The organism is Paenisporosarcina macmurdoensis, from assembly GCF_042658845.1.
GTDB classification, from domain to species: Bacteria; Bacillota; Bacilli; order Bacillales_A; family Planococcaceae; genus Paenisporosarcina; species Paenisporosarcina macmurdoensis.
This window is the reverse complement of the sequence record NZ_JBHSRI010000002.1, coordinates 236,209-262,093: the sequence shown is the minus strand read 5'-3', so window position 1 is coordinate 262,093 and position 25,885 is coordinate 236,209. Positions and strand designations below refer to the sequence as shown.

At 38.9% G+C, this 25,885-nt stretch carries 24 protein-coding genes and 1 riboswitch; of the genes, 3 read left to right on the top strand and 21 right to left on the bottom strand.

Translation table 11 applies throughout. The annotated features are described in order from the left end of the window. Positions 1 to 58: 58 nt before the first annotated feature. From ACFPYN_RS01155 to ACFPYN_RS01115, 9 genes are all read right to left on the bottom strand, one after another. The gene (locus tag ACFPYN_RS01155) at positions 59 to 190 is read right to left on the bottom strand and encodes a hypothetical protein (protein WP_377732050.1); all 132 of its coding nucleotides are present in this window, start codon (positions 188 to 190) and stop codon (positions 59 to 61) included. Between the two features lie 85 nt (positions 191 to 275). After that, positions 276 to 650, bottom strand: coding sequence for a YisL family protein (locus ACFPYN_RS01150; protein WP_377732049.1), 375 nt, complete (start codon positions 648 to 650; stop codon positions 276 to 278). 106 nt (positions 651 to 756) lie between these two features. Further along, on the bottom strand, positions 757 to 1,659 hold the full coding sequence (locus ACFPYN_RS01145) for a fumarylacetoacetate hydrolase family protein (RefSeq protein WP_377732048.1): 903 nt from the start codon (positions 1,657 to 1,659) through the stop codon (positions 757 to 759). A gap of 61 nt (positions 1,660 to 1,720) precedes the next feature. After that, positions 1,721 to 2,890, bottom strand: a complete 1,170-nt coding sequence (locus ACFPYN_RS01140) for a DUF418 domain-containing protein (protein WP_377732047.1) — start codon at positions 2,888 to 2,890, stop codon at positions 1,721 to 1,723. Positions 2,891 to 2,892: 2 nt separating this feature from the next. After that, positions 2,893 to 6,612 (bottom strand): helicase-exonuclease AddAB subunit AddA, encoded by a 3,720-nt coding sequence (gene addA, locus ACFPYN_RS01135; RefSeq protein WP_377732046.1) that lies wholly within the window; start codon positions 6,610 to 6,612, stop codon positions 2,893 to 2,895. Continuing rightward, positions 6,596 to 10,087: a helicase-exonuclease AddAB subunit AddB gene (gene addB, locus ACFPYN_RS01130; protein WP_377732045.1), complete on the bottom strand. Its 3,492-nt coding sequence runs from the start codon at positions 10,085 to 10,087 to the stop codon at positions 6,596 to 6,598. The genes addA and addB overlap by 17 nt, the downstream gene beginning before the upstream one ends. Before the next feature lie 115 nt (positions 10,088 to 10,202). Continuing rightward, positions 10,203 to 10,775, bottom strand: coding sequence for a signal peptidase I (lepB, locus tag ACFPYN_RS01125; RefSeq protein WP_377732044.1), 573 nt, complete (start codon positions 10,773 to 10,775; stop codon positions 10,203 to 10,205). Next, positions 10,772 to 11,410, bottom strand: a complete 639-nt coding sequence (locus tag ACFPYN_RS01120) for a TVP38/TMEM64 family protein (protein ID WP_377732043.1) — start codon at positions 11,408 to 11,410, stop codon at positions 10,772 to 10,774. The genes lepB and ACFPYN_RS01120 overlap by 4 nt, the downstream gene beginning before the upstream one ends. Positions 11,411 to 11,467: 57 nt before the next feature. Further along, a complete protein-coding gene (locus ACFPYN_RS01115) occupies positions 11,468 to 12,025 on the bottom strand; it encodes a helix-turn-helix domain-containing protein (protein WP_377732042.1) in 558 nt (185 codons plus the stop codon). 77 nt (positions 12,026 to 12,102) lie between these two features. Between ACFPYN_RS01115 and ACFPYN_RS01110 the strand changes: the two genes are divergently transcribed. From ACFPYN_RS01110 to ACFPYN_RS01100, 3 genes are all read left to right on the top strand, one after another. Continuing rightward, complete coding sequence (locus tag ACFPYN_RS01110; protein ID WP_377732041.1) at positions 12,103 to 12,789, top strand: AzlC family ABC transporter permease; 687 nt, start codon at positions 12,103 to 12,105, stop codon at positions 12,787 to 12,789. Then, positions 12,789 to 13,097, top strand: coding sequence for an AzlD domain-containing protein (locus ACFPYN_RS01105; RefSeq protein WP_377732040.1), 309 nt, complete (start codon positions 12,789 to 12,791; stop codon positions 13,095 to 13,097). The genes ACFPYN_RS01110 and ACFPYN_RS01105 overlap by 1 nt, the downstream gene beginning before the upstream one ends. 179 nt (positions 13,098 to 13,276) lie before the next feature. After that, positions 13,277 to 13,397: riboswitch (SAM riboswitch) on the top strand. 366 nt (positions 13,398 to 13,763) lie between these two features. Beyond that, entirely contained in the window at positions 13,764 to 14,969 is a 1,206-nt protein-coding gene (locus ACFPYN_RS01100) for a M20 family metallopeptidase (RefSeq protein ID WP_377732038.1), read from the top strand. Positions 14,970 to 15,414: 445 nt separating this feature from the next. Here ACFPYN_RS01100 and ACFPYN_RS01095 read toward each other — a convergent pair whose 3' ends face one another. The 12 genes from ACFPYN_RS01095 to ftsE form a co-directional block, all read right to left on the bottom strand. Further along, positions 15,415 to 15,765 carry a rhodanese-like domain-containing protein gene (locus ACFPYN_RS01095; RefSeq protein WP_377732037.1) on the bottom strand — a complete coding sequence of 117 codons (351 nt, stop codon included), beginning with the start codon at positions 15,763 to 15,765 and terminating at the stop codon, positions 15,415 to 15,417. An 11-nt stretch (positions 15,766 to 15,776) separates the two neighbouring features. After that, a complete protein-coding gene (locus ACFPYN_RS01090; RefSeq protein WP_377732036.1) occupies positions 15,777 to 16,037 on the bottom strand; it encodes a metal-sensitive transcriptional regulator in 261 nt (86 codons plus the stop codon). A 126-nt stretch (positions 16,038 to 16,163) separates the two neighbouring features. Further along, positions 16,164 to 16,400, bottom strand: coding sequence for a glutaredoxin family protein (locus ACFPYN_RS01085; RefSeq protein ID WP_377732035.1), 237 nt, complete (start codon positions 16,398 to 16,400; stop codon positions 16,164 to 16,166). Positions 16,401 to 16,417: 17 nt separating this feature from the next. After that, on the bottom strand, positions 16,418 to 17,794 hold the full coding sequence (locus ACFPYN_RS01080) for an MBL fold metallo-hydrolase (protein WP_377732034.1): 1,377 nt from the start codon (positions 17,792 to 17,794) through the stop codon (positions 16,418 to 16,420). Between the two features lie 555 nt (positions 17,795 to 18,349). Beyond that, positions 18,350 to 18,595 carry a CsbA family protein gene (locus ACFPYN_RS01075; protein ID WP_377732033.1) on the bottom strand — a complete coding sequence of 82 codons (246 nt, stop codon included), beginning with the start codon at positions 18,593 to 18,595 and terminating at the stop codon, positions 18,350 to 18,352. Positions 18,596 to 18,605: 10 nt separating this feature from the next. Continuing rightward, entirely contained in the window at positions 18,606 to 19,775 is a 1,170-nt protein-coding gene (locus ACFPYN_RS01070) for a PDZ domain-containing protein (protein ID WP_377732032.1), read from the bottom strand. Between the two features lie 82 nt (positions 19,776 to 19,857). Further along, the gene (locus ACFPYN_RS01065; protein ID WP_377732031.1) at positions 19,858 to 21,288 is read right to left on the bottom strand and encodes a S41 family peptidase; all 1,431 of its coding nucleotides are present in this window, start codon (positions 21,286 to 21,288) and stop codon (positions 19,858 to 19,860) included. Between the two features lie 80 nt (positions 21,289 to 21,368). Next, on the bottom strand, positions 21,369 to 21,944 hold the full coding sequence (locus ACFPYN_RS01060) for a redoxin domain-containing protein (protein WP_377732030.1): 576 nt from the start codon (positions 21,942 to 21,944) through the stop codon (positions 21,369 to 21,371). Next, positions 21,944 to 22,597 (bottom strand): hypothetical protein, encoded by a 654-nt coding sequence (locus tag ACFPYN_RS01055; protein WP_377732029.1) that lies wholly within the window; start codon positions 22,595 to 22,597, stop codon positions 21,944 to 21,946. Before ACFPYN_RS01055 ends, ACFPYN_RS01060 begins: the two co-directional genes overlap by 1 nt. A 200-nt stretch (positions 22,598 to 22,797) precedes the next feature. Beyond that, positions 22,798 to 24,219: a murein hydrolase activator EnvC family protein gene (locus ACFPYN_RS01050; protein ID WP_377732028.1), complete on the bottom strand. Its 1,422-nt coding sequence runs from the start codon at positions 24,217 to 24,219 to the stop codon at positions 22,798 to 22,800. Between the two features lie 24 nt (positions 24,220 to 24,243). Continuing rightward, on the bottom strand, positions 24,244 to 25,128 hold the full coding sequence (gene ftsX, locus ACFPYN_RS01045) for a permease-like cell division protein FtsX (protein ID WP_377732027.1): 885 nt from the start codon (positions 25,126 to 25,128) through the stop codon (positions 24,244 to 24,246). Next, entirely contained in the window at positions 25,118 to 25,804 is a 687-nt protein-coding gene (gene ftsE / locus ACFPYN_RS01040; RefSeq protein WP_377732025.1) for a cell division ATP-binding protein FtsE, read from the bottom strand. The genes ftsX and ftsE overlap by 11 nt, the downstream gene beginning before the upstream one ends. Between the last annotated feature and the right edge of the window lie 81 nt (positions 25,805 to 25,885).

Here is a 25,885-nt window from a genome sequence, read left to right as displayed (position 1 = left end):
GTCATTTTACCAAACCATACTTAGACACGCCATGATTAATGAGGAATTCACTTTTTATTTACGTCCATACTGTGAAATCAAGGAATTGGTTGAGGAAACCTACCATTAAACCCGATTCCAACTTACGAGCAAATTTTCCAACTTGGCAGCCCATTTTTCCAACTGAGCCACCGCTCACCTTCAAGTCCACAAAAAAACCACCTCACGCCAATTAAATGGAGTGAGGTGGTTCATTATCGGCATCGAGCTAAACAGGGCTTCTCCAGCTTTCTTTACTAAGCTAAAAAGCTAATGCCCATTGGTAGTTTGAAACCTAGGAACATCGTGATGAACAAGAAGACAAACAATAAAACCCAGAACATGGTTGTCGCTTTATGTTTTTTCATACGAACTAAAATCATTTCCATCATACCGATGATTAAAACGCCAGCGATTAATTTGAATCCGTAAAGCATGCCCATATCGAAATCCATACCGGCCATGAATAAAGCTACTCCAGTTAAAAGGATGAACACGTAGAATAAACGTAATACCATATGTGTAATTTTTTGTCCTTTACTGCCATTTTTCAATGTTACTGCGACAAAGAACAAAATAATTCCAATAACCCAAGTTGTAATGTGTAAATGCGTGCTAGCTAAAAAATCCAAAATCGTCACCTCATCTAATTAGTTGTTCTATTCTAGAATATCATATCTACGGGTCTAATAAACTCTTTTAGGCAACCGTTTGTTGATATTTCCCAGGAAATTCACTTCACTCGAATCGATTGACCAAGGTGCCAATACCTTCAACCGCTACTTTTACAGTATCACCTGAAGCTAAAAACTTAGGTGGGTTAAAGCCTTTTCCAACGCCAGAAGGGGTACCAGTTAAGATCACATCTCCTGGTTCAAGCGTGACAAGAGCAGAAATTTGAGCGATCAAATCTTCTATTGTAAAAATCATATCTTTTGTATGTCCATTTTGACGTAGTTCACCATTCACTTTCGTAACAATCGATAAACTTTGTGGATCAGGTAGTTCATCTTTTGTTACAAGATATGGCCCCATCGGACATGACCCTTTCAAACTTTTGCCTAAGAAAAATTGTTGGTGTTTCGTTTGTAAATCTCGTGCAGTCAAATCATTTGCAATCGTGTAGCCGAAGACGTGGTCATATGCTAATTTCTTCGGAATATTGTCGCCTTTTTTACTAATAACTACAGCTAATTCACCTTCATAATCGTAAGATGACGTTACATTCGCATGAACAGACAAAGTTTCTTCATCCGCAGCAATAGTCGTGGGTGATTTTGTGAAAACCATCAAATTTTCAGGAGCACTTTGCAATCCCATTTCTTTTGCATGATCTTCATAATTTCGTCCTACAGCCATTATATTTTTCGGCGTACGTGGAATTGGTGACAGCCATGCAATAGTTGAAAATGCATGTTTAAATTGATTAGGCTCTTCAGATTTCAATGCAGCATCTGTAAGCTTCCTCATTTGTTCCACAAAATCCATTCCGTTTGCAATTCCTTCTACGATTGTTTCAGGAAAACTCGGTACTACTTGGAGCGTCTCTTGTATCGCTAACACGTCCCACACCGCTTCTTCTTTTTTTACTTTTGGACCAAATTTGATAATGCCTTCGTAGCGATATGATAAAATTTTCATACATGGACACTCCTCGAAAAAGAATTTGTTAAATTCAGTCTACGATACTTCGACATATTTTTCATTCGTTATTTTTATTTAATTTTCCGTATGTTGCTCTTTTCCAAATTGCTTCAATGGGTCCTTGCTTAAATCTAGAAAACCAAATTTCAGCAAATATCATTTGAATAACGAAAATACCAACCGCTAACCATGTGCCCGTCAGCACATCGATTTTTCCATATAACGCAAATCCGTATGAATAGAATATAGTCGTAGCAATGACGGACTGGGATATATACGTAGTCATGGACATGCGGCCGACCTTGGCAAACGGATTCATGATTTTTCGGAATATGGCTAGCTGGCACAAAAGAGTAATCAAACCAGCATATCCAATGGCTACTAGAGGTCCTCCAAAAATATCTTGAACATACATATAATAAAAGTTTGCCTCAAATACATACGGCAAAAGTTTAATGGAAAACCCAGCAATTAAAGAGACAGTCGTTAACGTTATCCAAAACGTTTTCTTTTGTGATGTCCGTTCGATCAACTTCCCTTTTGCTGCAACTGCTCCTAGTAACATATAAGGTAAAATAGTCATACCAATTAAAAATAATGAGCCTGATTCAATGTTAGCATATGTCCAATCCGCAGCTCTTTGCATAAAAATGTCCATCCAAGAACCTGAACCAAATGCAATAAGAGAGGATTCTATTTCTTGTACACCTGAATAAAACGTTTCACCTGATACCGCGACTATATAACTTAAAAAAGCTAGCCCCATATTCGGTAAGATATACAGGATTAGAGCAATGGTAAGTAACCACATTCTCGATAAGCGCATCATTAAAAGGACAATAAACCCACTTAGGGCATAGGTGATTAAAATATCTCCAGACCACACAAGAAACGCGTGAAGTAGTCCAATGATCAGCAAAACGCTTAACCTGCGTAATCCAAGTGGTATAAACGAATTTCCTCGTTCTTGTGATTTTCTAAATTGCATCATTAGCCCGTACCCAAACAGCATGGAGAACAACGGATATACGCTGCCTTGGAGGGCAATATCGATCCATTGAAACGTATCGGCGTCACTTGGATTTGTATACCATGTGTAAGGATTGATGTAGTAATAAGGTGTATGGAATGCGAGCATATTGACGATAAAAATACCAAGAAGCGACAAGCCACGCATTATATCGATGGCAACTACCCGATCTTGTAATTCAGTAGGTCTAACCTCCACATTTAATCCTCCAGTAAAATCGTTTGATCAGCGTCAAACAAATATAATATTTTCTCTTTAATGGTGATAGCTAAAATATGTTCAATTGCTTGCTTATAAAGTGATAGCTGCAATCCGTAGCGATGATGCATCTCACGTAAAATAGATGCTTCTGTAATGAGTACGCCTTTAATCCGATCAGTTTTATAATCGAGAAGTACCCAATCCCCGTCTGCTTCTTGGAATAAACAATCTGCGATACCTTGCAATATTTGTGTGTCTCCATCGTCATCTGTTAAGCCATACGTAAATGGAACTTCTCGCAACACTTGCTTCGCTTGACGTAGGCGTGAAGCGAGTGGTGATTGTAAGAAAGCCCCTAGTGCATCTGCCTTGATGGAATTAGCTTCATTCGACGTTAACAACTGTTTGTCTGCAAGTTGTTGAATAAATGTGTCAATCGTTCCCTTATTCGGTTCTACATGCATATCCACATGTTGCATTGCTGTGTGCATCGCCGTTCCAATTTCAGCCGATGTCAGCTTTCGCTCACCTTGTTGCAGAAAAGCTGGACGCTTATAGACACTTTTAATCGCTTGCTGTACTTGACTCGGTCTGAAAAATTCAGGTTCTTCTTCTTTTCTCAACTGATCAAGTCTTTTGAGCTCGCTTACCGATTGTTTCGAACGTTTGGTAACGGATCTCTCAAAAGGATATACAGCATTAAATCGTCTTTCTATTTCATCCTTCATTTCTGTAGAAACGACTTTAGCAGTGGTGATATCAGTTGATTGTGACGATTCTAATTCGACAAAAATCTCACGTAAGTCTTCCACGAAGATGGTCTCGAACGACCACTTGGATGGATGTTTTAGTCCCATATGAGCATGTCCTTGCCACAAGGAGAAATCAGGATGTCTTGCTACTGCTGGACCAATCCAATCTAAAAACCCTTTAGCTCGTGAACGCACATATTCTGGTAATCTGTCACCACTAGAGACGGCAATATCTTGCCATTTACCGATTGATTTTTGTGCATCTTTTACCGTTGCAACGAGCATCAACTTTTCTTTTGCTCGTGTCATCGCAACATAAAGAACGCGCATTTCCTCTGATTTCAACTCCAGTTGTTTCTTTTCCTTCATCGCTAAAAATGGTAAGGATGTATACGCAATTCGTTTGTCTGGATCCACCGCTTTTACAGCCAAACCAAACGTTTGATCAAACAAATATAATTCATTGAAATCCATTTGATTAAAATCTCTTCCTAAACCGGCAATAAAGACGTACGGAAATTCAAGTCCTTTAGAGGAATGGATTGTCATAAGTCGCACGACATTCTCTTTTTCACTCATGGCACGTGCAGTTCCTAAATCGTCTCCTCGCTTTTTCATGCGATCAATGAATCGTAAGAAGCGGAATAATCCACGGAAAGATGATTTTTCATAAGACAACGCACGATCATGCAATGCACGTAAATTTGCTTGTCGTTGTTTACCGCCTGGCATAGCTCCGACCATTTCGTAATAATGCGTGTCCATATAGATTCTCCAAATTAGGTCAGCTAGTGACCCTCTCCGTGCCAAATCACGCCATTCTTCGTAATGTAGGAAGAACCGTTGTAATTTTTCAGCAGTCTCTGGGTTAATCCCACTTCCACCAATGCGTACAAATTTTTTCAGTGCTTCATAAAACGGCTCTTTAGGTTCAGACAATCGAATATGCGAAAGCTCAGATTCAGTTAATCCAACAAAAGGCGCGCGAAGCACTGATGCTAATGGAATATCTTGATATGGGTTATCGACAATACGCAATGTGTTCAACATAATCATGACTTCGAGAGCATCAAAATACCCTTTTGAAAGGTTCGCATATAAAGGAATGCCTGCTTGCTTGAACTCTTCTGTTAAATCAGCAGACCACGTCATGGATCTCATCAAAATGACAATATCCCGATATTCAAGAGGTCGTTCATTCTTCGTCCATGCATCGACCACCATCGTTTGAGCATCCATCAATTTACGGATTTTCCCGATAATATAACGTGCTTCCCACTGTGACTTTTTCAACTCTTCTAGCTCTTGGATTTCTTCATTAACTTCCGTGTCATCTTCTGTCGATTCTTCTTCATCTTGTTGTTGGGAAAGAAGCGTCAGCTCTACAGTTGAATGTTGTTGATCAGGATAAGGTGCACCGGGTTTTAAAGCAGCCGCTTCATCATATTCAATTTCTCCTACACGCTTGCCCATGATTTGAGAAAAGATAAAATTGGTAGCATGTAAAACTTCCGGACGACTTCTGAAATTCGCATTCAAATCGATTTTGACACCTGTATCTAGCGCTTCGGTTGTGAACATCAAATACTTCGCAAGGAAAAGCATCGGTTCTGCTAAACGGAAGCGATAAATGGATTGTTTGACGTCCCCTACCATAAACATATTGCCATTTGCTTCTGTTCCACTTTTGACAATTTGTAAAATCGTTTCTTGTAAGCGATTCGTATCTTGATACTCGTCCACTAACACTTCCTTATACTGTGCCATCACGTCTTTGGCAATGTTCGAAGGAATAAGTTGCCCATTTTCTTCAGTCGTCAAAATCTGCAAAGCAAAATGTTCAAGATCCGAGAAATCGACTAAGCCGCGGTCACTTTTCGCTAATCGATACTGTTCCCCGTAAATAAGAGTCAAATCGACTAACGTTTTTAGCATTGGATGCATCAGTCTCATTTCGTCTAGCAATCTCGCTGGGGTCCGAGTAAAGTAGGCATCCTTAATTCCATTTACCCGCTTCTTCAATTGATCGCGCTTATCTTTAGCTTTTTGAATAAGCTCTTCATCAAACGTCTCTTTAGGAATACGCGCTGCTGTTGCAAATTTTATACTTTGAAAATAATCAAAAGTAGATTGCCATGATTGTGTAGAAATCCGACGAATCCCTTCAGCAATTAATTGTTGATCTTGTTCGACAGTTGTCCCATAAGGAGCTGGACCTGCTGGTTGTAATGCAAATTGACGCATTTCCTCTGTCATCGCATAGGCTTCTTCCAGCGTATGTTGAATCGTTAATTTTAGTGCATCGATAAATGGAAGTTCATCAATTTGCATGTCGCTTGGAACATCGTAACCTACTGGAATTGATAATAACCACTTCTTCGGCTCTGGATGAACACTTGCTGCACCATGTAATTTTTCAACTAACGTTTCAATCAGTTGATCATCACGATCGGTTGTAAAACTATCAACAAGTCGATAGATTTCTTCTGGGTTATCCGCTTTATAAGCCGTTTCCAACACGTCTGCCAATACATCATCACGAATTAATGCAGCTTCTGCCTCATTGGCGAGTCTGAATCCTGGATCCAAATCGAGAACGTACGCGTATTGTTTAACGATGGATAAACAAAAAGAATGGAGCGTTGAAATCTGTGCTTTATTTAATAGACTCAACTGTCTTCTTAAATGGCTTGAAGTTGGATCTTTAACTAACTCTTTTTCCAATGCTTCCGCCATGCGGTGTCGCATCTCAGCTGCTGATGCGTTGGTAAATGTCACAACTAAAAGTTCATCTACATCAACAGGATTCGTTTGTCGGATCATTTTTTGTATAAGTCGTTCGATTAAGACAGCCGTTTTCCCTGATCCCGCAGCAGCTGAAACGAGGATGTCTCGACCTTCTGCAAATATGGACCGCCACTGAGCATCAGTCCACGTCACGTCCTGTGGTTTAGTCGGTATCAACATTCGGTGTAACCTCCTCTTTTATGCGCTGCGTGATTTCTTCCGGTGTGCTAATTGGTAATTTACGATATTGTTGCTCTGGATCTGTTGGATCAAATTGACACACACTGCGGAAGTTACAATAATCACAAGCTGTTTTATCTTTCATGCGATAAGGATACACGCGCGTATCACCAGAAAGCATGCCATCTCCTGCTTGTTGATGTTTGGTCCTTACAAACGAGCGCAAATTAGCCATATCTTGTGGAGAAACCACTTTTGATGTTTTCGAAATAGAACCATCTTTGTTGATTCGTGCTGGAATGACTTTAGAAGCTCCGACAAGTTCCGTATCCATTTCATTTAAAACTTGTGCATCGTCAATTAATAATCCACGCATTTTATACTTCTTGAACACTTCTTCCTCTATATCCATGTCAGACAACTCTTTTGCTAATTTCAACATCGGATTATGAACATGGACATATAGGACACCCGCAGGATCCGCTTCTTCACCTAACCAAATGGCAGAGTTTGTGGCCGCGACGTCTAAATACGTAAGCATTTGCAACGATATACCGAAATACACATCATTTAAATCAAGTCCTTTTGCCGAGGATTTGTAATCGACAATTCGAATAAATTGTTTTCCTTCAATAAGAGCTGCGTCCACGCGATCGATTCGTCCTCGCATTTTCATCGAGTTGCCATTCTTGAGTGGAATCTCAAGTGTTGGCAATTCTTCTCCCGGACCAAATCCTGCTTCGATTGCAATTGGTACAAAGCTCGAAACACTGGCATGATCACGCAAGGTCGTCATCGTTCTCTGCAAAATCTGAACAAGTTTTCGTTGAATATAATAATATCTTTTTGAACTCAATAAAATTTGGTGAACAAAATGTGGTGAAATTTCATCCACTGCTTGTCTTGCTAATTCCCAAGCTTGCGTAGTTGAAAGTTGGGCCCAAGTGATTCCCAGTCGTTTCGTTTCGTCAGCAATCCATTTCAAAGCAGCATGAAATAAATCCCCAATTGCGGGTGCTTCAAGACGATATTCACTTCTCTCTTCTAACTGCAGGCCGTATGTCGCAAAGTGTGCAAATGGACAACTGTAATACTTTTCAACTCGAGACACACTCGATGTAAAAGAGTCCCCATATAAAGCATTCGTGGTGACAGGATGTAATCGTTGAGCTTTTGTTGGATTAGATAATGGCCGCATAACACGCTTGAAAACACTTTGCCAAAACGGATCATTATCATAATAAGAAGCAACGGCTAGCCACTCTTCTTCAAGAAGACCTTCCGTTCGCGCTTGTTTTATTTTTGTAGCTAAAAAGGACATCGTTGCTCTAGGATGTTGAATATAGTGATTGGCGCTTTCTTTTAATACTGCCGGGTCTATCACAGCAAGTTCCACTTCTATGTTAGGCAACAATTTCTGTAGACGTTTAATGTAAGTGGATGGTAGCAATGCTTTGCCTTCTTCATCTGCTACAGCATACGAAATAAAAAGTTTGTCTGAAGCTGTTGTCACTGCACGATAAGCCATATAGGTTTCATCCATTAAGCGCATTTTAGAAGTTGGCGCAAGTTCGAATCCAATTTGCATAAACCATTCACGCTCGGTATCTGACAGTAATCCTTCTTGCTCAATGCGTTTTGGAAATACGCCATCATTTACACCCACCACAAAAGCCGCTCGTATATTAGACAAGCGTGATAAATCGACTGTAGCTACCGTTACTTGATCGAGTGATGGTGGGATACGTGAGAATTCAAGCGTATCAAAACCTTCTTCAAGCAAGCGGAAACTTTCTTTCGGCGTTAACTTCTCATCCCCAAACATCAAGACGAATTGGTCCAGCACGTCCACCCACTGTGACCACGCTTGATCATGCTCAGTTGCAAGCAATAGATGACCATGTTCATTTTCATCGTCTTTTAATAGTTGTATCTTATCGAAAATATATAGTTCTTCTGCTAATTCAAAAAGAGCTTGGGCTACTTCTTTACCTGTTTCACTGTTATTAATCTTGTGCTCAAATGTTTGCAGAGGTGCTAACATGCAGTCACGTACAGCGGTAATATCCTCTTGTAAGGCGCGTTCTTCATCGGTTTGAGCTTTAGTATGAAATTCAAGCCCCCGATATTTTTTTACGAGCCAGCGTCTTTCATCGGTCCACCGATCACCATAAATCCCTTGAGAAATCACGAAATTCTCTAAACGATCGGCACGTTCACGCCAAATTTGTTTATTTGCTTGAAGCGGGAAAAACAAATCTGTTTTGATTGCTCTAAACATCGACTCATATTGATAATCGTTCAAGATAGATTCAAACACAGAGCGACTCAATTCCACTAACGGATGGTGTAGCATCGCCTTTTTGCGGTTTATGAACACTGGAATATCGTATTGTGCAAAAGTGGTTTCTAGAAGCTCATCGTATACTTCAGGTTGGCGGTAAAGAACCGCAATGTCTTGATAGCGCATTCCTTCATCTCGCACTAGTCGTCTAATATGGCGCGCTACAGCATGAACTTCTGCGCGACGACTGTCAGCTTCAATGACATGTACATGTTCATGATCATCTATAGCTGGAGCGGGATACGTATGTAAGTTCGCTTCGATATGCTGAATGGCATTATTGTTAAAACGTCTGTTTTCACTTAAATGGATAGATGGTTCGATGGCTACAGCACCTTCTCGAGCCATTTCTTTTAATCGTTCAGCCGTTTTTGCCGCTCCGTGAAAGAGGGATTGATCGTCCATCAAATCTTCTATTTCGTCAGCTAAAGGAAGCGCAATGGTGACACGTTTAGCGTATTTCATTAACTCGCCTAAAATTTCATACTCCCTTGTCGTCATTGTGACAAAGCCATCCACATAAATATCAGCTTCAGCGATTAGCTCAGACTGATGAATCTGCTTCGATAGCAACGCATAATACCCTTCACTATCAATATAAGCCGTGCCAAGTCGTTCTTCTAATGCGCGTAATAACACAGAAAGGTCATGAGCCTTATCTTGCAATGTACGAGGGGCATCAGCTTGTTTAAGCGACTCTTCAAGTGAATGTAAGGTGTCACAATCAAGACAGTAGCGAGTAAATTCTTTTAATAACATCTCCATTTGATCCGTAAAGCCTCGTTTATTTGCTGCTTGTTTGAAGAGGGAAAATTCTTCTTTATGTTCTTCCAATAATCTTCGTATTAACATGCGGTAACCAAAACCACTAATTTCTTGTCGACTAATCCCACCCGTTTCTTGCAACACACGCCATGCTAATCGTTTAAACGTCGAAACTTGTGTACGAATAATTCCCTTTACTTGTTGCGTAGTCGATAATGCCGATTCAGTAGAAAACGACATCTGATCAGGTACGACAAAGAATATAGGAGAGCCCAGTGGATTGCTCGTTGACGCTTCGGCAACTTCACGTCTCATAAATTCAGATTTCCCTACACCTGCTCGTCCCGTTATTAATCGCAATGACACATGAAAGCCCCCTTAAGTTTTAGTTGTAGTAGTGTTCTAACTTCATATTGTAAAAATGAAAAATCCCGAAATACTTCCTACCTCCATTGTACATAACTACTGCAAGAGGTGGAAATTATTCGGGATTTTTACCTGTAAAATCAATAGTCGCTGTATCTAGTGGCCAATATCTCGCGACTACTTTACCGACAATATCATCTTTTTTCACAAACTGAAAATATCGACTATCTAAGCTTTGTCTGCGATTATCCCCAAGAACAAAATAGGAATCTGGTGGAATTCGCACAACTCCGGTAAGCGTTTGAAGTGTGAAATTTTCAGTCAATCGATCATTCGGATCTCGATAGGCATCGTATGATTGCAAAAATGGTTCCTCTACGCGTTTATCATTAATAAATAGCTTGTCATTATAATACGTAATTACATCTCCCGGGAGGCCAATAATTCGTTTGACATAATCTTCATTTTCATCCGTATGAAAAACTAGCACATCTAAGCGTTCTATGTCGCCAATTGAATAAGAAATTTTACTGACTAGTACTTTATCAGTATTTTGAAGTGTAGGCTGCATCGATTGTCCAGAAACTGAGTAATTTGTTACCACTAATGAGCGAATGACAACAATGATTAACAGTCCAATGATAATTGCTTTTGCCCATTCCCATGCTTCCTGTTTCAATGAACTCAAACCATGGGCCCCTTTCCTTTTTGTCTTTCTTTTTGAATCATTCGAAAATCCGCTTCAACTTTCGCATTTAGCCTGCGTTCTATTTGTTTACCTAAAAGCCACAACAAACCGATAACTGCCACTACGATAGCTGTACGTATAGGTTGTGTGATAAGTGCTTTAATATCATAGCCGATAAAACTGATGGTTAAAATCATCACAAATTTACCAGCGAGCAACGTCCATAAATACGTATTCTTTTTTATATCTGATAGACCCGCCACCACGTTCACGAGTGCAGAAGGGGTAAACGGAAAACATAACAATAAAAATAAAGGTCCAAAACCATGAGTTTCAACCCAATGTATTAACTTTTGAACACGTTCATGTTTGGTCATGACTCCAAGAAAGCGTGCACGTCCATATTTTCGAATGATTAAAAACACAATATAAGAACCAATAGTTGTTCCTGCCCAAGATATTAAAAAACCTATCCATAAACCATATGCGCTAGCATTGGCAAAAACGAATGCAAATAGGGGTAAAAATGGTAAAAAAGATTCTAAAAATGGCAATAAGAATCCGATTAGAGGTCCAAGTGATTTGTAATCTCTAGTTAGTTCTAATAAATTTTCTGCGGTTAGCCAATCAAACATGTTCCTCATCCTCAAAAATAGTATAGGTATTGCCAGTTTTCCCGAGACAAGCTCGCATCAAACATATTGATAGGTAATGATCAGGTGTATAACAGACATTGTGTCACGCGTGTTCACATAACAGTGGGTTTGGTTACCTGAAAAAACCAAGGTGTCACCTGTATCTAATTTAATTTCTTCAGCTTCCAATATGATTTGTATCTCCCCTTGGATAACTGTTAACGATTCCTCGACTCCATCCATATGAGCAACACTTTCATACGAACAGTGTGGATCTAACTCGATCCTGTAAAATTCCCATCCACGTTCCGGGCTATACGGAATGACGGAAAATACGCGATAGCGGCCTTCATCTTCTGTTAAGAATGGAATTTCTGAAGATGAGATTTTCTTTAAAGTAGATTTTGGTGCTTGTAAAAGAGAAGAGAAACTAACTTTCAGCCCATCTGCAATTTTCCAAATAGTTGATACGGTTGGATTAGACTCCCCTTTTTCCATTTGGGCAAGTTGCGCTTTACTGACATCGGTCAGTTTCGCAATATCATCTAAACTCATACCACGTTGATGTCTAATCTTTTTTAGTTGAACACCTAAATTACGTCTCATCTGTTCCATAATTTCACCTCTCATTGTTTATTTTAACATACAGATGTATAATCTATTAAACATTCAGCGAGAGGAGCATATGACATATGACATTTATGAATGGCATTCGAGCCGGTTTAAGCATAGCTATCGGTTACTTTCCAATTGCTTTAACTTTTGGCTTACTCGCTAAAACAAGCGGCTTATCTATGTGGGAAGCAACGGCCATGAGTATGTTTGTTTTTGCAGGTGCTGCTCAATACATATCTTTAACCTTAATTACAACGGGCGTTGATCCCATATTAATTGTTTTAAATACGTTTGTCGTTAACATTCGTCACTTTCTAATGACGGCTTCATTGAATGAAAAGATGCAGCCGGATGCACGTTGGAAAAAAGCCATTTATGCATTTGGCGTTACCGATGAATCATTTTCCGTATTAGCAACACAAAAACAAGAAACAATCAGGACCTCCTTTGCTGCAGGTGTCATATTGATCTCCTATGGCAGTTGGGTGGTCTTTACTGCTCTCGGCCATGTCATAGGCGCAAATTTACCCGCGTTCCTCCAAGCAGCCATGTCTATAGCATTATATGCAATGTTTGTAGGCTTGCTCGTTCCTTCAATGAAAGGCAATCGAAAAGTAGCATTGCTTGCCTTGTTCGGGGCAGTTATTCACAGTGCCTTGTATTGGAGCGGCTTATTATCAACTGGTTGGGCCATATTAGTCGCCACTTTAGGTTCGGCGATTTTGGTTGAAATTCTATATACCCGGAAAGGACGTGTCGCTTAATGGAGAAGTGGTATTGGTGGATGATTCTTGGAATGGCGATTGTGACCTATATTCCGCGAGTTGTTCCGTTAACCTTTTTAGAAGGACGTGAATTACCGCCGCTCGTTAGTGGTGTCTTAAGAAATATTCCCTTTGCTGTATTAGGTGCATTGATATTTCCTGCCATTCTTTTTGTTCAAGAAGGCCATTTATTATTTGGCTTGATAGGTGCCATCGCAGCATTCGCGTTAGCGTTTGCTGGAGCAAATGTGATACTCGTTGTTATGGGTTCAATTGCCGTATTGGCTTTTTATAGCTTGATAAGTTGATATTGTTGTTCCTTATACACTTCGCCATTCATGAATTAATTTTAATCTATTTGGATCTAAAACTTACATATTATATAATTGTCTGAATAGTTTTACTTTTTAATAAAGGTTGACGATTTATTTCGAAAGGCGTAAAGTCAAAATCAATTCTTGCAACAATTTTATAGCAACACATCACTTTCTTATCTAGAGAGACCGAGGGACAGGCCCTTTGACGTCTCGGCAGCGGGTTCAACATAATTGTTGAACACTGTGCCAACTCCTGCAAGCGAACGCATGTAATCGCTTGGAAGATGAGAACGAGATGGTTTTCCGTAAATTCGGAGAGCCTTCTTTTTCTTGAGTATAAGAAAAAGAAAGCTCTCTTTTTTTCGTTCAGAGATAGAAAGTTGATGCGCTAAAATTGCTTGCGGAATCAATTATTTCTCACTACATGGGGTTCCCCACTTCCTGAATGACAATAATTGACCATTCTTCAATAAGGAGGTTTCCCAGTTCACAGGAATTTATTTCAACACACAGATTCATAAGTAATCCAAGACTTTTTTAATAAGGACCTGTAAAAAAATGATGTTGAAATTGGAGAACAACTGGAAGAGTATAATTGCGCCTAGTAAGTAAACATAATTCAACAGAGTCAATAATAAAAAATTGGAGGAACATAATATGACATTGGTAATTGATTCGAAATCTCGCATTTATGAAAGTATTGATAGCCACGCTGAGCGATTAATCTCATTGGCAAAAGAAATCCATGCGAAACCTGAAATTGGTAATGAAGAAGTCTTTGCTAGCTATTCTTTAAGCGAGTATTTGCGCGAATTTGGTTTTGAAGTGACTCTTAGTGTGGCTGGTCATGACACTGCCTTTTATGCTGTTAAAGATTCTGGTGTGGAAGGCCCTACTATTGCTTTCTTAGCAGAATATGATGCACTTCCAGGCTTAGGTCATGCTTGTGGCCATAATATAATTGGCACAACAAGTGTTGCTGCAGGTATAGCCCTATCAGAAGTATTGTTTGAGACTGGCGGAAAAGTTATTGTACTTGGAACTCCTGCAGAAGAAGGCGGTCCTAACGGTAGTGCAAAAGGAAGCTTTGTTCGACATGGTTTATTAGAAAATGTGGATGTTGCTTTAATGATTCATCCATCAGGACGTACAAGTTTGACTAGCCCCACCCTTGCTGTGGATCCACTTGATTTTCATTTTTATGGCACAGCAGCACATGCTTCTGGTTCTCCTGAAAAAGGCATAAACGCATTGGATTCGGTCATTCAATTATTCAATGGCATCAATGCCCTCCGTCAACACGTCACTAGTGATGTACGCATTCACGGTATCATCACACATGGTGGCGATGCACCGAACATTGTGCCTGACTATGCATCCGCTCGCTTTTACATTCGTGCAGACACATGGGCTAAAACAGAAGCTGTAAGTACACGTATTCGTGCGATTGCAGAAGGTGCTGCTTTATCAACTGGTGCAACCGTTAAAGTTGAACGATTCCAAAATGAAGTTCAGGACTTCGTCTTAAACAATGTACTAGACAGTGTTTTACATGAAGAATTGGAATCACATGGTGAAGTAGTATTCTCAAAAAGAAGCCGAGGGTTAGGCTCAACCGATGCAGGAAACATCAGTTATGTCGTACCGACAGCACATCCTTATATTAAAATTGGACCTGACGAATTGATTGCTCATACAAATGAATTTCGTGAAGCCGCAAACTCTGATGTTGGTTACAAGGCTCTAGTTACTGGAGCAAAAACACTTGCCGGAGCAGGTTATCGCTTATTGAGTGAACCAGCATTACTTCATCAAGTACGAAAAGCACATGAAGTAGCACTTAAAGCGAAGGATGAAAAATAGATGTTTAAATCATTCGAGTGGCTCATTCGCCGCTCGTTTTTTTGTTGCCGCTCCATTCTTTTCATCAAAAAAAGTGAATGGCCATTTAGCCACCCACCGTTAAGAGAACTTTGGAAAATTGATGTAAAGACCCATAACGCCGACTTTTCCCTTAGAGAATCTCATTCTAGCTCGACACTTGAGTTGGAATGATGAAAGTCTGACTTGTTAAGGACATCCACTGAAGCTGGATGTCCCCATTTTTGTTGAAACGCTCGTAGTCGACACAGAACCGCTGATAGTCGACAAAGATTCGCCGATACCCACGTCTTTTGCGCTGATAGTCGACACGAATCCGCTCATAGCATTCAGAAATCCGCTCATAGCAGCTACGACACTGATTCATGCAAATACAAGCATTGATACAAATACTAGTACTATAAAAGCAATTGTATAATCTATCGCTTTATTGCCATTGACTCATTCCGCCACGTACATTCACGACGTTCGTAAAGCCAGCTTTCTTTAATATTCCAGCTGCACGAGAACTACGCATGCCACTTTGACAAATAACATATGTTTCTTTTGTTTTATCAAGTTTATCTAATTTAGAAGGAAGCTGATCAAGAGGGATGTTTTGGAATTGTGAAATCTTTCTGCCTTTATACTCTCCTGGCGTTCTAACGTCTACAAATTGTTTTGATTTATCATTCAGCATTCCTTTTAAATCCGTTGTAGAAACTGTTTTAACTCCTTTTGCCGGCATCATGCGCCATGCGATAAATCCTACTACCACTGCTATTAATAACCATTCCATTAAAATCTCCCCTATCTACTTTTCATAAGTAATTGAACAGCTTGTTTAACATGTTCATCTGAAGAATTTCCCTCGGCAATGCTTGTCCGAACACATTGCTCCAAGTTCTCACTGACAATTAAACCGATTGTGCGATCTAGCGCACCTTTGATTGCACTTAGTTGTGTTACGACATCGTTGCATTCGCGGGCTCCCTCAATCATTCGAATGACACCCTGAAGTTGTCCATCCACTCGATTTAAGCGATTTGTAATTTGTTTTGAATAATCCATCTGTCTTCGCTCCTCTATTAGAAAAACACAACTTACACCAATGAAATAGTGCAAGTTGATGTCTTTTCTCATACTGAAATTACTTCCTGATCAGTATCGTTTTAAAGAGGGTTATCGCCCTCAAATTTAAGCTTTTACTAACTCTAACACGCGGTCAGGATCAAATCCTAAAACCCATTGACCATTAATGTTTGTTTGTGGAACGCCCATTTGACCAGTTGTGTCCACTAGTTTTTGTGCAGCTACAGCATCAGCTTGCACATTCACTTCTGTGAAAGCAAGTTCATTTTGTTGCAAGAATGATTTCATCATGTCGCAGTATGGACAAGTGTTAGTTGAGTACACCGTGATTTGTGGTTTCATTTTCATTTCCTCCAATTTTATGCTTTCTTATAGGCAGCATAGCCACCAGCTAAATGTTTTACGTTTTTATATCCAAGAGATTTCAATACACTTGCACCAATTGCAGATCGAGCACCAGCTTGACAATGCATTAATACTTGCGTTTCTTTTGGCAATTCAAGATCACGAAGTTTCCCTAAAAAGTGATGATGGGCTCCTTCGATGTGCCCGTCTCTCCATTCAGTATCATTTCGTACGTCCATCACATATGAATTTGAAATTTCGTCTTTAAATTCATTAACAGTTAACGTTTCGTATGATGTTAAGTCCATTTCATTTAATACAGATGGATCGACAAATGCTTTAATGTTATCTAAATGGATTGATTGAAGTGAACCAACGATTTCTTCTCGTTGTACTTCTTCAGCAATAATCACCATTTGCTCATCATAGCCTACTAACCAACCAGCCCAGTTTGTGAAGGCTTTGTTATATGGAATGTTGATGGCTCCTGGCAAAAGAGTGTTCTCCACTAAATTTGAAGAACGTGTATCTAACACGAAAACCTGCTTATTTTGCATTTCTATTTCTAGTTCATTTTTGTTTTGGATTGTTGGAATTACTTTGTCTACTAATATTGCTGGTCCCATTTTATTCACTTTTTTCATTTCTGCAAAATAAACGGGTGCTTCTGGTTGATCTTTCAATAGCTCGTCAACAAATGCATGTTCATTTTCTTCTTTCATTGCCCAGTTAAATTGTTTTTCGTAACCGACAGTTGAAGTAGGTACAGCTCCTAGAGATTTTCCGCATGCAGAGCCTGCACCATGTCCTGGCCAAACCATCATATAGTCAGGAAGTTCTTTGAATTTTTGAATGGATTTGAACATTGCGCGTGCACCTTTGTCAGCAGTGTCTGCAATACCTGCTGCTTTTTCCAATAAATCAGGTCGTCCGATATCACCGACAAACACGAAGTCTCCTGTAAAGATTCCCATTGGCGTTGTTGCGCCGCTGCCACGGTCCGTTAAAACAAATGAAATACTTTCAGGCGTATGCCCAGGAGTATGCAACACATTAAAATCGATGTTTCCTATTGAAAAAGTAGAACCGTCTTTAACCATTTCAACATTTAGACCATTTGTGTATTGGTATTTCCAATCAGCATCGCCTTCGTCAGACAAATACAACGTCACGCCTAAATCATGAGCTAATTGACGAGAACCAGATACGAAGTCAGCATGAATATGAGTTTCGGTAGCAGCTGAAATGTGCAGACCTTCCTTTTTAGCAACTTCAATAACATCAGAAGTATCACGTGCAGGATCAATTACAATGGCTTCACCGGTTCGTTGGCAACCGATTAAATAAGAATATTGAGCTAATTTTTCATCAAAGAATGAACGAAAATACATATGAAGTTCCCTCCAGTTTTTGTTGTTTTATTTCTATAATCATAATATACCACTAGGGGTATATTTGTTCAAGTAATTTGTTTTATATGCCAAATCTATTATTCCCACAAAAAAAATTTCTAACAATAAATTTGTTTCCATGTTAGTCAATTTCAACAATTCATTAAACTGGATGTAAACACGAACATTCTAGAAACAACGATTCTGTCGAGTTCCGTTACTGGTGAACTCTTTCCGTAGGGTCACACCTGGACACACTTTTTGCGACGAGTAACCGCAGGAGCATTTCTTTTTGCGACGAGTAACCGCAGGAGCATTTCTTTTTGCGACGAGTAACCGCAGGAGCAAGAAATTGAGTTTTTAACCTTCGTTCCTTTCTTTTCTAGGCGCAAATGTACTTGTTGTTTGTTCTGTTCTGTTCTGTTCTGTTCTGTTCTGTTCTGTTCTGTTCTGTTCTGTTCTGTTCTGTTCTGTTCTGTTCTGCAATATCAACAGCAATCTTTCATATAGCCATAAAAAAAAACGGCGTTACACCTGAGTGTAAAACCGTTTCGCTTAATTTTCTTGCTTTTTGCCACGCTTCATCATAAGAGTTGCATACCAAAACCCAATCGTTAAAGATAAAGCATCTACGACATAAAGCAACCAAGTATGTGTATAGCCAGCGTAGACGGATGCTGTAATAAGGGCGACCGTTAAAATCAACGCGACAATATGTGAAAACGTGATACGTGTAAATAATACGACGAGTAGTCCAGGTAAAAATAAAGCTAAAATGAATTTTGTAAACATAGATTCCATAAATGTTCTCCTATCTTACGACCAATAAACCGAGACGATGGTGGTCGTGACGATAAATAACATGTTGACGTAATCGTACTTCCCCTTGATGATCGAGCACTTCAAGTCTACAATGCGCGGCGTTTATTTGAATAGCTTCATATAGTTCTCTTTCGTTTGAAACTGTTTGTCCATTTACTTTCCGAATACATTCCCCAATAACAAGCCCCATCTTTTCAGCTGGTGATTCAGGTAAGACACCTGCAATCATGACACCAGAGCTTTGAGGAGAAACCGCGTGATTGCCTTGTCGTTCTTTAACCGCATAATACAGCCAAACACCGATACGAGCTAATGCACCCATAGCTAAGCTAATAGCTGCCATTAATGGGAACCATATTGCACCTAAAGCTAATACTATAGTCATCACACCAACAGCCATTACTGAAAATCCTAATTTCGGGAATAAATTTAAAGGCAGTGTACGGCGAGCTTTTTGTTGGAAGCCGATGACAATTGGAAATAATACTAATCCAAATGATTCACTACCAAATGTAAATTGTGGCCAGTATGGAGTAAAGTCTTGAATGACATCTCCTGGCACAATTACAAGTAAAGGAATCAACCATAAGCGTTTGGAAAGATAGCTTGCAGCTGTTAAGCCACGAGCAGATTTCTCTAAAACTGGTGATGCAGATTCGGCACCAGTTTTACTGATGAGTAGTCCTTCTACAATTACTGTGGCACCGATTAGTAAGGCTACTGGAAATGACAGCTGAATCCAGTTCATCTCTCCAAACCATTCAAAACTCAAAAATGAAAATGTTCGACTCGTTTCATAGCCAATCCACAATGCTCCTATAGCTAGTGTACCTGCTACAATTGGTGAACCTAGTTGATACATAAATAACACGACTAGAAAGACGCTAATGATACTGTAAGTTACAATCCAATCTGTCGTTACGGTTAGACCAATACCGATACTTAGTATTGATAAAATAGCTGCATACTTCCAGATGTCTGCAAACATTCTCTTCGCTTCAGTCCAACCCCATAAAATACGTGTTCGAAAAGAACGTCTTTCTCTTTTTACACGGACGTATCCGAGAAGTACTGCGAACAGAATCGCAACGTAAAATAGTGGATTGATAAATAATTTACTGATCCCTTTAAATAACTCTAATCCTATCTCTTGCCACATAAAACGAAACACCACCCATTCAACGGTTCGTGCATTTCTTTCCATTGTAACAAACCGTTGATAGAATGCGTATAGGTTTTTTCTACTTTTGAATAGAGTGGAATAAATAACCTAAAGACTTTTGTAGCTGATCATCATGTTTCTTACTCGTTTTATACGTTAAAATCGATTCCCTAGCAACTTGATAGAAAACGGTATCCATAGTAGCATCGGACTCAAGTTTCTTTTCTTTTTTGAAAGCCAATACAGCTTTTGCCGTATCTTCATCAAAATATCCATTTACTTTTGAAACTGAATAGCCTAATGCTTTTAACACTTTTTGTCCATAAATGATATCTTCATGAAAATCTCCTACTTCATAAGATCCACTAATCGGTAATGGTTCGAGTTGATAAAGCTCATTTGCTTTAACCTCAAAGTCAGCTTCTATCCCTTTTCCATGAATCCATTGTTGCTTAGGAGTTAACCATTTATGTGAAGATAACTTCATTTCTCCTCCATTGGTTAGTTCCCAAGTTTCTTGGACAGTCCCCTTACCAAAGCTCTTAGAGCCTGCAATAAGTGCACGTTGGTTTGACTTTAATGCTCCACTCAACACTTCGCTTGCTGATGCACTACCTTCGTTTTGTAACAACACAATTGGAATTTTTTTCATAACTTTAGAATAGTCATCTTCTTTAGTTGCTTTTACTGGTAACGGTTCAAGTACACCTTTCGCATCTTGCATATAGGCGAAGATTTGTCCGTTCTTCAACATGGTACCAATAATTTGTTCTACGCTATGTAAATATCCCCCTGGATTGCCTCGGACATCAATTAATAAACCATCAATCCCTTGCTTGACCAAAGTGCGTGTTTGTTGTTCCCATTCTTCTGCCGTTTTTTCACCAAACAATGAAATGCTTACGTAGCCAATTGTAGAATCATCTTGTTCGATACGCTCACTTGAAACTGTGTGAATTTGCAGTGCCGATCTCATCATACTTAACTCCATATGGCGGTCTTCAGTTGGTCTAAAGACAGTTAAAGATACATTTGTTCCTTTTTTACCTTTAATGACTTTAAGCAAATCAGATAAACTTTTTCCATCCACTCGCTCTCCATCTACTTGTACGATTTCATCATAAGGCTTGACGCCAGCTTTCTCAGCTGGTGATTCTTTAAGAGGCGTTACCACAATAAAACGTCCTTTATTTTCAACAATTTCTAATCCGATACCGACGCGCTCGTCCGACAATGATTCACGATGCGATTTTGCTTCTTCTTTTGTCATGTACTTACTGTATGGATCACCAAGTGTTTCTGCCATCCCTCTAAGTGCACCTTCAATGAGAAGTTTCCCTTCAACCGGGTGTACTGAGCTGGCTAAAATCCGTTCATAAGCTTCGTCAATAGGTGACATAGGACTTGTCGCATTACTTGTCTTATCTTTTTTTAACGGTGCCCAAAAAATGAGCAAACAAAGAATCAAAATAACTAAAAAAACAAACAAAAAAACCCGGCTTCTTTTCAATTAATATCGCCCCCTACTTTCTTCGTTTCATTGTATGAACGAGTAGGGGATGATACGACAAGAAAAAGCCAGATTTAATATTAATCTAAATTTGAAACAAACTCTTTTATCATATTTTCATCCATTGGACCAACGACTTTGTTTTGAATACGACCATTTGAATCAATCATATAAGAAGTGGGAATGGTGATAGCTTCATACGTCTGACCTACCATACCTTCTTCATCCATTGGAATAGGAAAAGTTAATCCATAATCTTTAACAAAGTTCTGAACACTTTCGACCTTATCCCCACTTGTTAGGTTTACTGCTAAAATTTCGACATTTTCATCTTGTGAAAATTCGTCATAATAATTTTGCATATGAGGCATTTCAGCTTTACACGGAGGACACCAAGTTGCCCAAAAATTGACAATAACTTTTTTTCCTTTTAACTCGGATAGTTGAACTTTCTTACCATCAACTGTAGTTAAAGTGAAATCAGGAGCCATGTCCCCTTGTGTTAAGCCTTCTTCAGCTGTCGTTTCTAATAAATCAACACCTCGTTGTTCACTGGAAAACGACTCTTCCGTATCAATATTTTTCTTCACAAGGCCAGCAATCATAATGGCAATTAGGATAGCGACAGTGATCAGACCGAACATTTTTTTTGTCATTATTTTTCCTCCGTAAATTCATGTTCTTTATTAGTTGTCAGGTAAACTACACCCCCGCAAACCACGAATATTGCGGTTACAAATAGCGGGGTTTGAAGCATACCTTGAGGTTGAAGTAGCGCAACAAAAATATGAATAAACAAAAACAGAATGGTTATTTGTATTTGCCAAATGCGCGATATCGAGATTTTTAACCAAGTCAAAGCTGACAGTCCAATAAATAAAACCGCTGTTATGATCTTTTGCCAAAGCGCTGCTTCGTTTAATAAAACCATAAATAATTGATACAAAGATTGTAGCATGACCATAGAAAATAGCATGGCTACAAGCTCAAATTTCGGCCAATTTTTCTTTTTAAATCGCCACAATAATCTAGATAAAGCAACGATTAAGCCAAGATATATACCCACTGTACCTCCATTAAAATAAAGAATAGACAGTGGAGACTCAACTACCATCTGAAAATCAGTAATTACTACACTCAATTTCCATACAAGTAAAAAAAGAATAGCCGCATCAGAATACCAATCTTCTGTTTCTTTACCGAACTTTCTCCACATAATGATACCCGTAATTAGTATTGCCAAAAGTACTGCTACCCATGATGAGGGAATTGTTAATGATTTTATGATAAACCACTCAGTGACAGGCAAATCCTTTCAACTCCTTAAACATTTTCATATACCCTATATCGTATACTAGTTCAATTGGAAACGCACATAATCGAGTTATCATTTGTAATCCTGTAGAAAACCCTTGTTGTGAAAAGCTCTATCAATCTATAAGTTTCATAAACTCTAAACAAACCTAAAAACTCACCCTCAAAAAAATGAGAGTGAGTTATAAATTACTTTTAGAAAGATACGTAACGTATCGGATTTACCGCATTAGAACGTGAACCATTCCAAGGACCTTCGTGAACTTCAAAATGTAAGTGAGATCCAGTAGAGCGACCTGTGCTTCCCATTTTTCCGACAAGTTGTCCTTTTGAAACAGATTGTCCCACACTAGCATTGATACCGCTTAAATGTGCATAGACTGTTGTGAAAATTTGCCCATTAATCGAATGGGTAACCATGATTACATTCCCGTATGTTCCCATAGGTCCTGCATGAGAAATAATACCGTCAGCTGCTGATACTACAGGTGTTCCAACACTATTAGCGATGTCACTACCGTAGTGGAACTCATTCCCTGACCCAATGTTACGAGCTCCGTAAGTTGAAGAGAATCTACCTGCTGCTGGACGTGTCCATGTTCCTGAAGATACTACAGGTTCAGGAGTTTGAGCTGGGGCAGAAACGCTGGTGTTTGTGTTTGTGTTTGTGTTCGTATTTCTGCTTCTATTTGCAGCCGCTGTAGCTGCTGAAGCTTTTTGTCGAGCAATGCTAGCTTGTTTTTGTCGTTCGCGATCAGCTGCTTCTTGTCGAGCCAGTTCAGCTGCTTCTTTTTTCTTGCGTGCGATTTCTGCTTGTCGAGCAAGTTCAATTAAACGAGCTTGTTCTGCGACAATTTTATTTTCTACATCTTTACTAAATTCAATTGTTTCTGAATGTTCATTTTCAAGGCCTTTTTTCTCGATTTTTAATTTTGCTTGTTCTTTTTCTAATTGATCAACTAATTTACCTTTAGAAGCTTTTTGAGAATCCAAGGTTGCTTTAAGATTTACTAACTTGTTTCGACTTTGTTTTTGTTTAGCTAACTTCTCTTCAACTGAAGCTTTTTGTTTTTCAAGCGATTCTATATCAGTCGCTTGTTCTTGTAAAATTTTCCGATCTGCATCCATTAACGTATTCACAGCAGAGAAACGGTCAATAAAGTCTGCGAAACTGTTCGCTCCCAGTAAAACATCTAAATAATTTACGGATCCACCACGTTCTTGAACTGCACGTAATCGTTCTTTTATTAATTCGTCACGTTCAGCAATTTTCTTTTCTAACACTTTGATCGTTCCGTGCAATTTATCAATTTCAGCATTGGTCCGTTTAATATCGACCAAAATATTATCAATTTCATTATCTGTTTCGATAATTTTAGTATCTAGTGATTGAATTTGAGCTAGTATTCTCTCTTGAGTAGATTGATTCTCTGAAATGTCGCCTTTTTTCTTGTCAATTGTAGAATTCAATTGGTTCTTTTTCTGTTCCAATTGATTTTGTTCATTTTTTAAATCACTTAATGAGTTTGCCAAAGCATCAGGTTTAGTCATAAATACTGTACTCCCTAAAACTGCTGCTATGGTAACTAACATCCATTTAGATTGTTTCATTCCCATGGTGTGCCCCTTTCAACATCGCGGTTAAACGCGTAAGAACTTTCTTACCGACATAAAACTTCCCCATACACCAATAAAAACGCCCATTGCTAAAATGAGAATATTTACTTGATATAAAAATGGTGTAAGTGGTAACAAACTAAATAGTTCGCCTTCTAAATAAGGCTGAAGTATCGTATATAAATTGTAATATAGTAAAGTTACGAGAGTGATAGGTAAAATTGCACCAAGAATCCCTATCCACATACCTTCTAAGACAAAAGGAATTCGAACAAATCCATTGGTCGCTCCTACTAGTTTCATAATTTCAATTTCGCGACGACGCGCCACTATCGTAATTTTGATTGTATTTGAAATTAAGAACATGGCAGTGAATAGCAAGGCTAAAATCAACACTAGTCCCACATTTCGAGCAACGTTTAAGAAATCAAATAATTTTTCAATTTTACCTTCACCATACTCTACTGAATATGTATTATTAAGTCGGTCAATTTGTTCGGCGACATTTTCCGTATCTTGAGGGTTTGAAGCCTTCACATAAAATGCAGCTCTAAGCGGGTTATTCTGCTCTGATAACCCCATATTTTCACCAAAATCTTTAATTAAATCTTCAAGTTCGGCTTCTTTCGTTGAATATTTAACAGATTCTACACCAGAAACTTTTTTTATCTCTGTTTCTAATTGAGTTGCTGCAACTTCGTCTGACGTCAGTTCGACTAATACTTTGATTTCGACGTCTTTTTCTAAATCATCCGCTACTTTATTTAAGTTCAACATGATCATAACGAACACGCCAACTAACAGTAAAGTGACAGTTACCGCACTTGCAGACGCAAAGGTCATCCAACTATTTCGACCTAAACTTTTAAAACTTTCTCGGAAATGACGTCCTACTGTTCTAGCTTTCATAAGCGTAGGCACCTCCAACTTCATCGCGTACCACAAGTCCACCTTCAACTGATATAACTCGGTGCCTAATAGTATTTACAATTTCTTTATTATGGGTTGCCATAATAACAGTTGTGCCCCGACGATTTATTTCCTCAAACAAGTTCATAATATCCCAAGATGTCTCAGGATCTAAGTTACCCGTAGGTTCATCAGCAATCATGACTTTAGGAACATTTACAATTGAACGAGCAATCGAGATACGTTGTTGCTCTCCACCAGAAAGTTCATCTGGAAACATGCGAGCTTTATGTTTAAGTCCTACCAAATCTAATACTTCCATAACACGTTTGCGTATCACTTTTGGTGATTCTTCAATAACCTCTAATGCGAATGCTACGTTTTCATAGACATTTAGACGCGGTAATAGTTTAAAATCTTGAAAAACCACACCAATTTGTCTTCTTAAATAAGGAACTCGTTTTGACTTGAGTTTTGCTAAATTTACTCCATTAACGATTATTTCTCCGCTCGTTGGACGTTCTTCTCTATACATCATTTTGATGAATGTGGATTTACCAGCACCACTTGGTCCTACTACATAAACAAACTCACCTTGTTTAATTTCTACATTAAAACCATTTGCTGCAACAATTCCGTTCGGATATTTTTTATATACATTTTTCATTGAAATCATATTTATGTAACCACCTATGTTTTGTCCTAGCTGACTTCTGTTTTTTTCCGACAAACTCATTATAACAAGTATAACGACAAA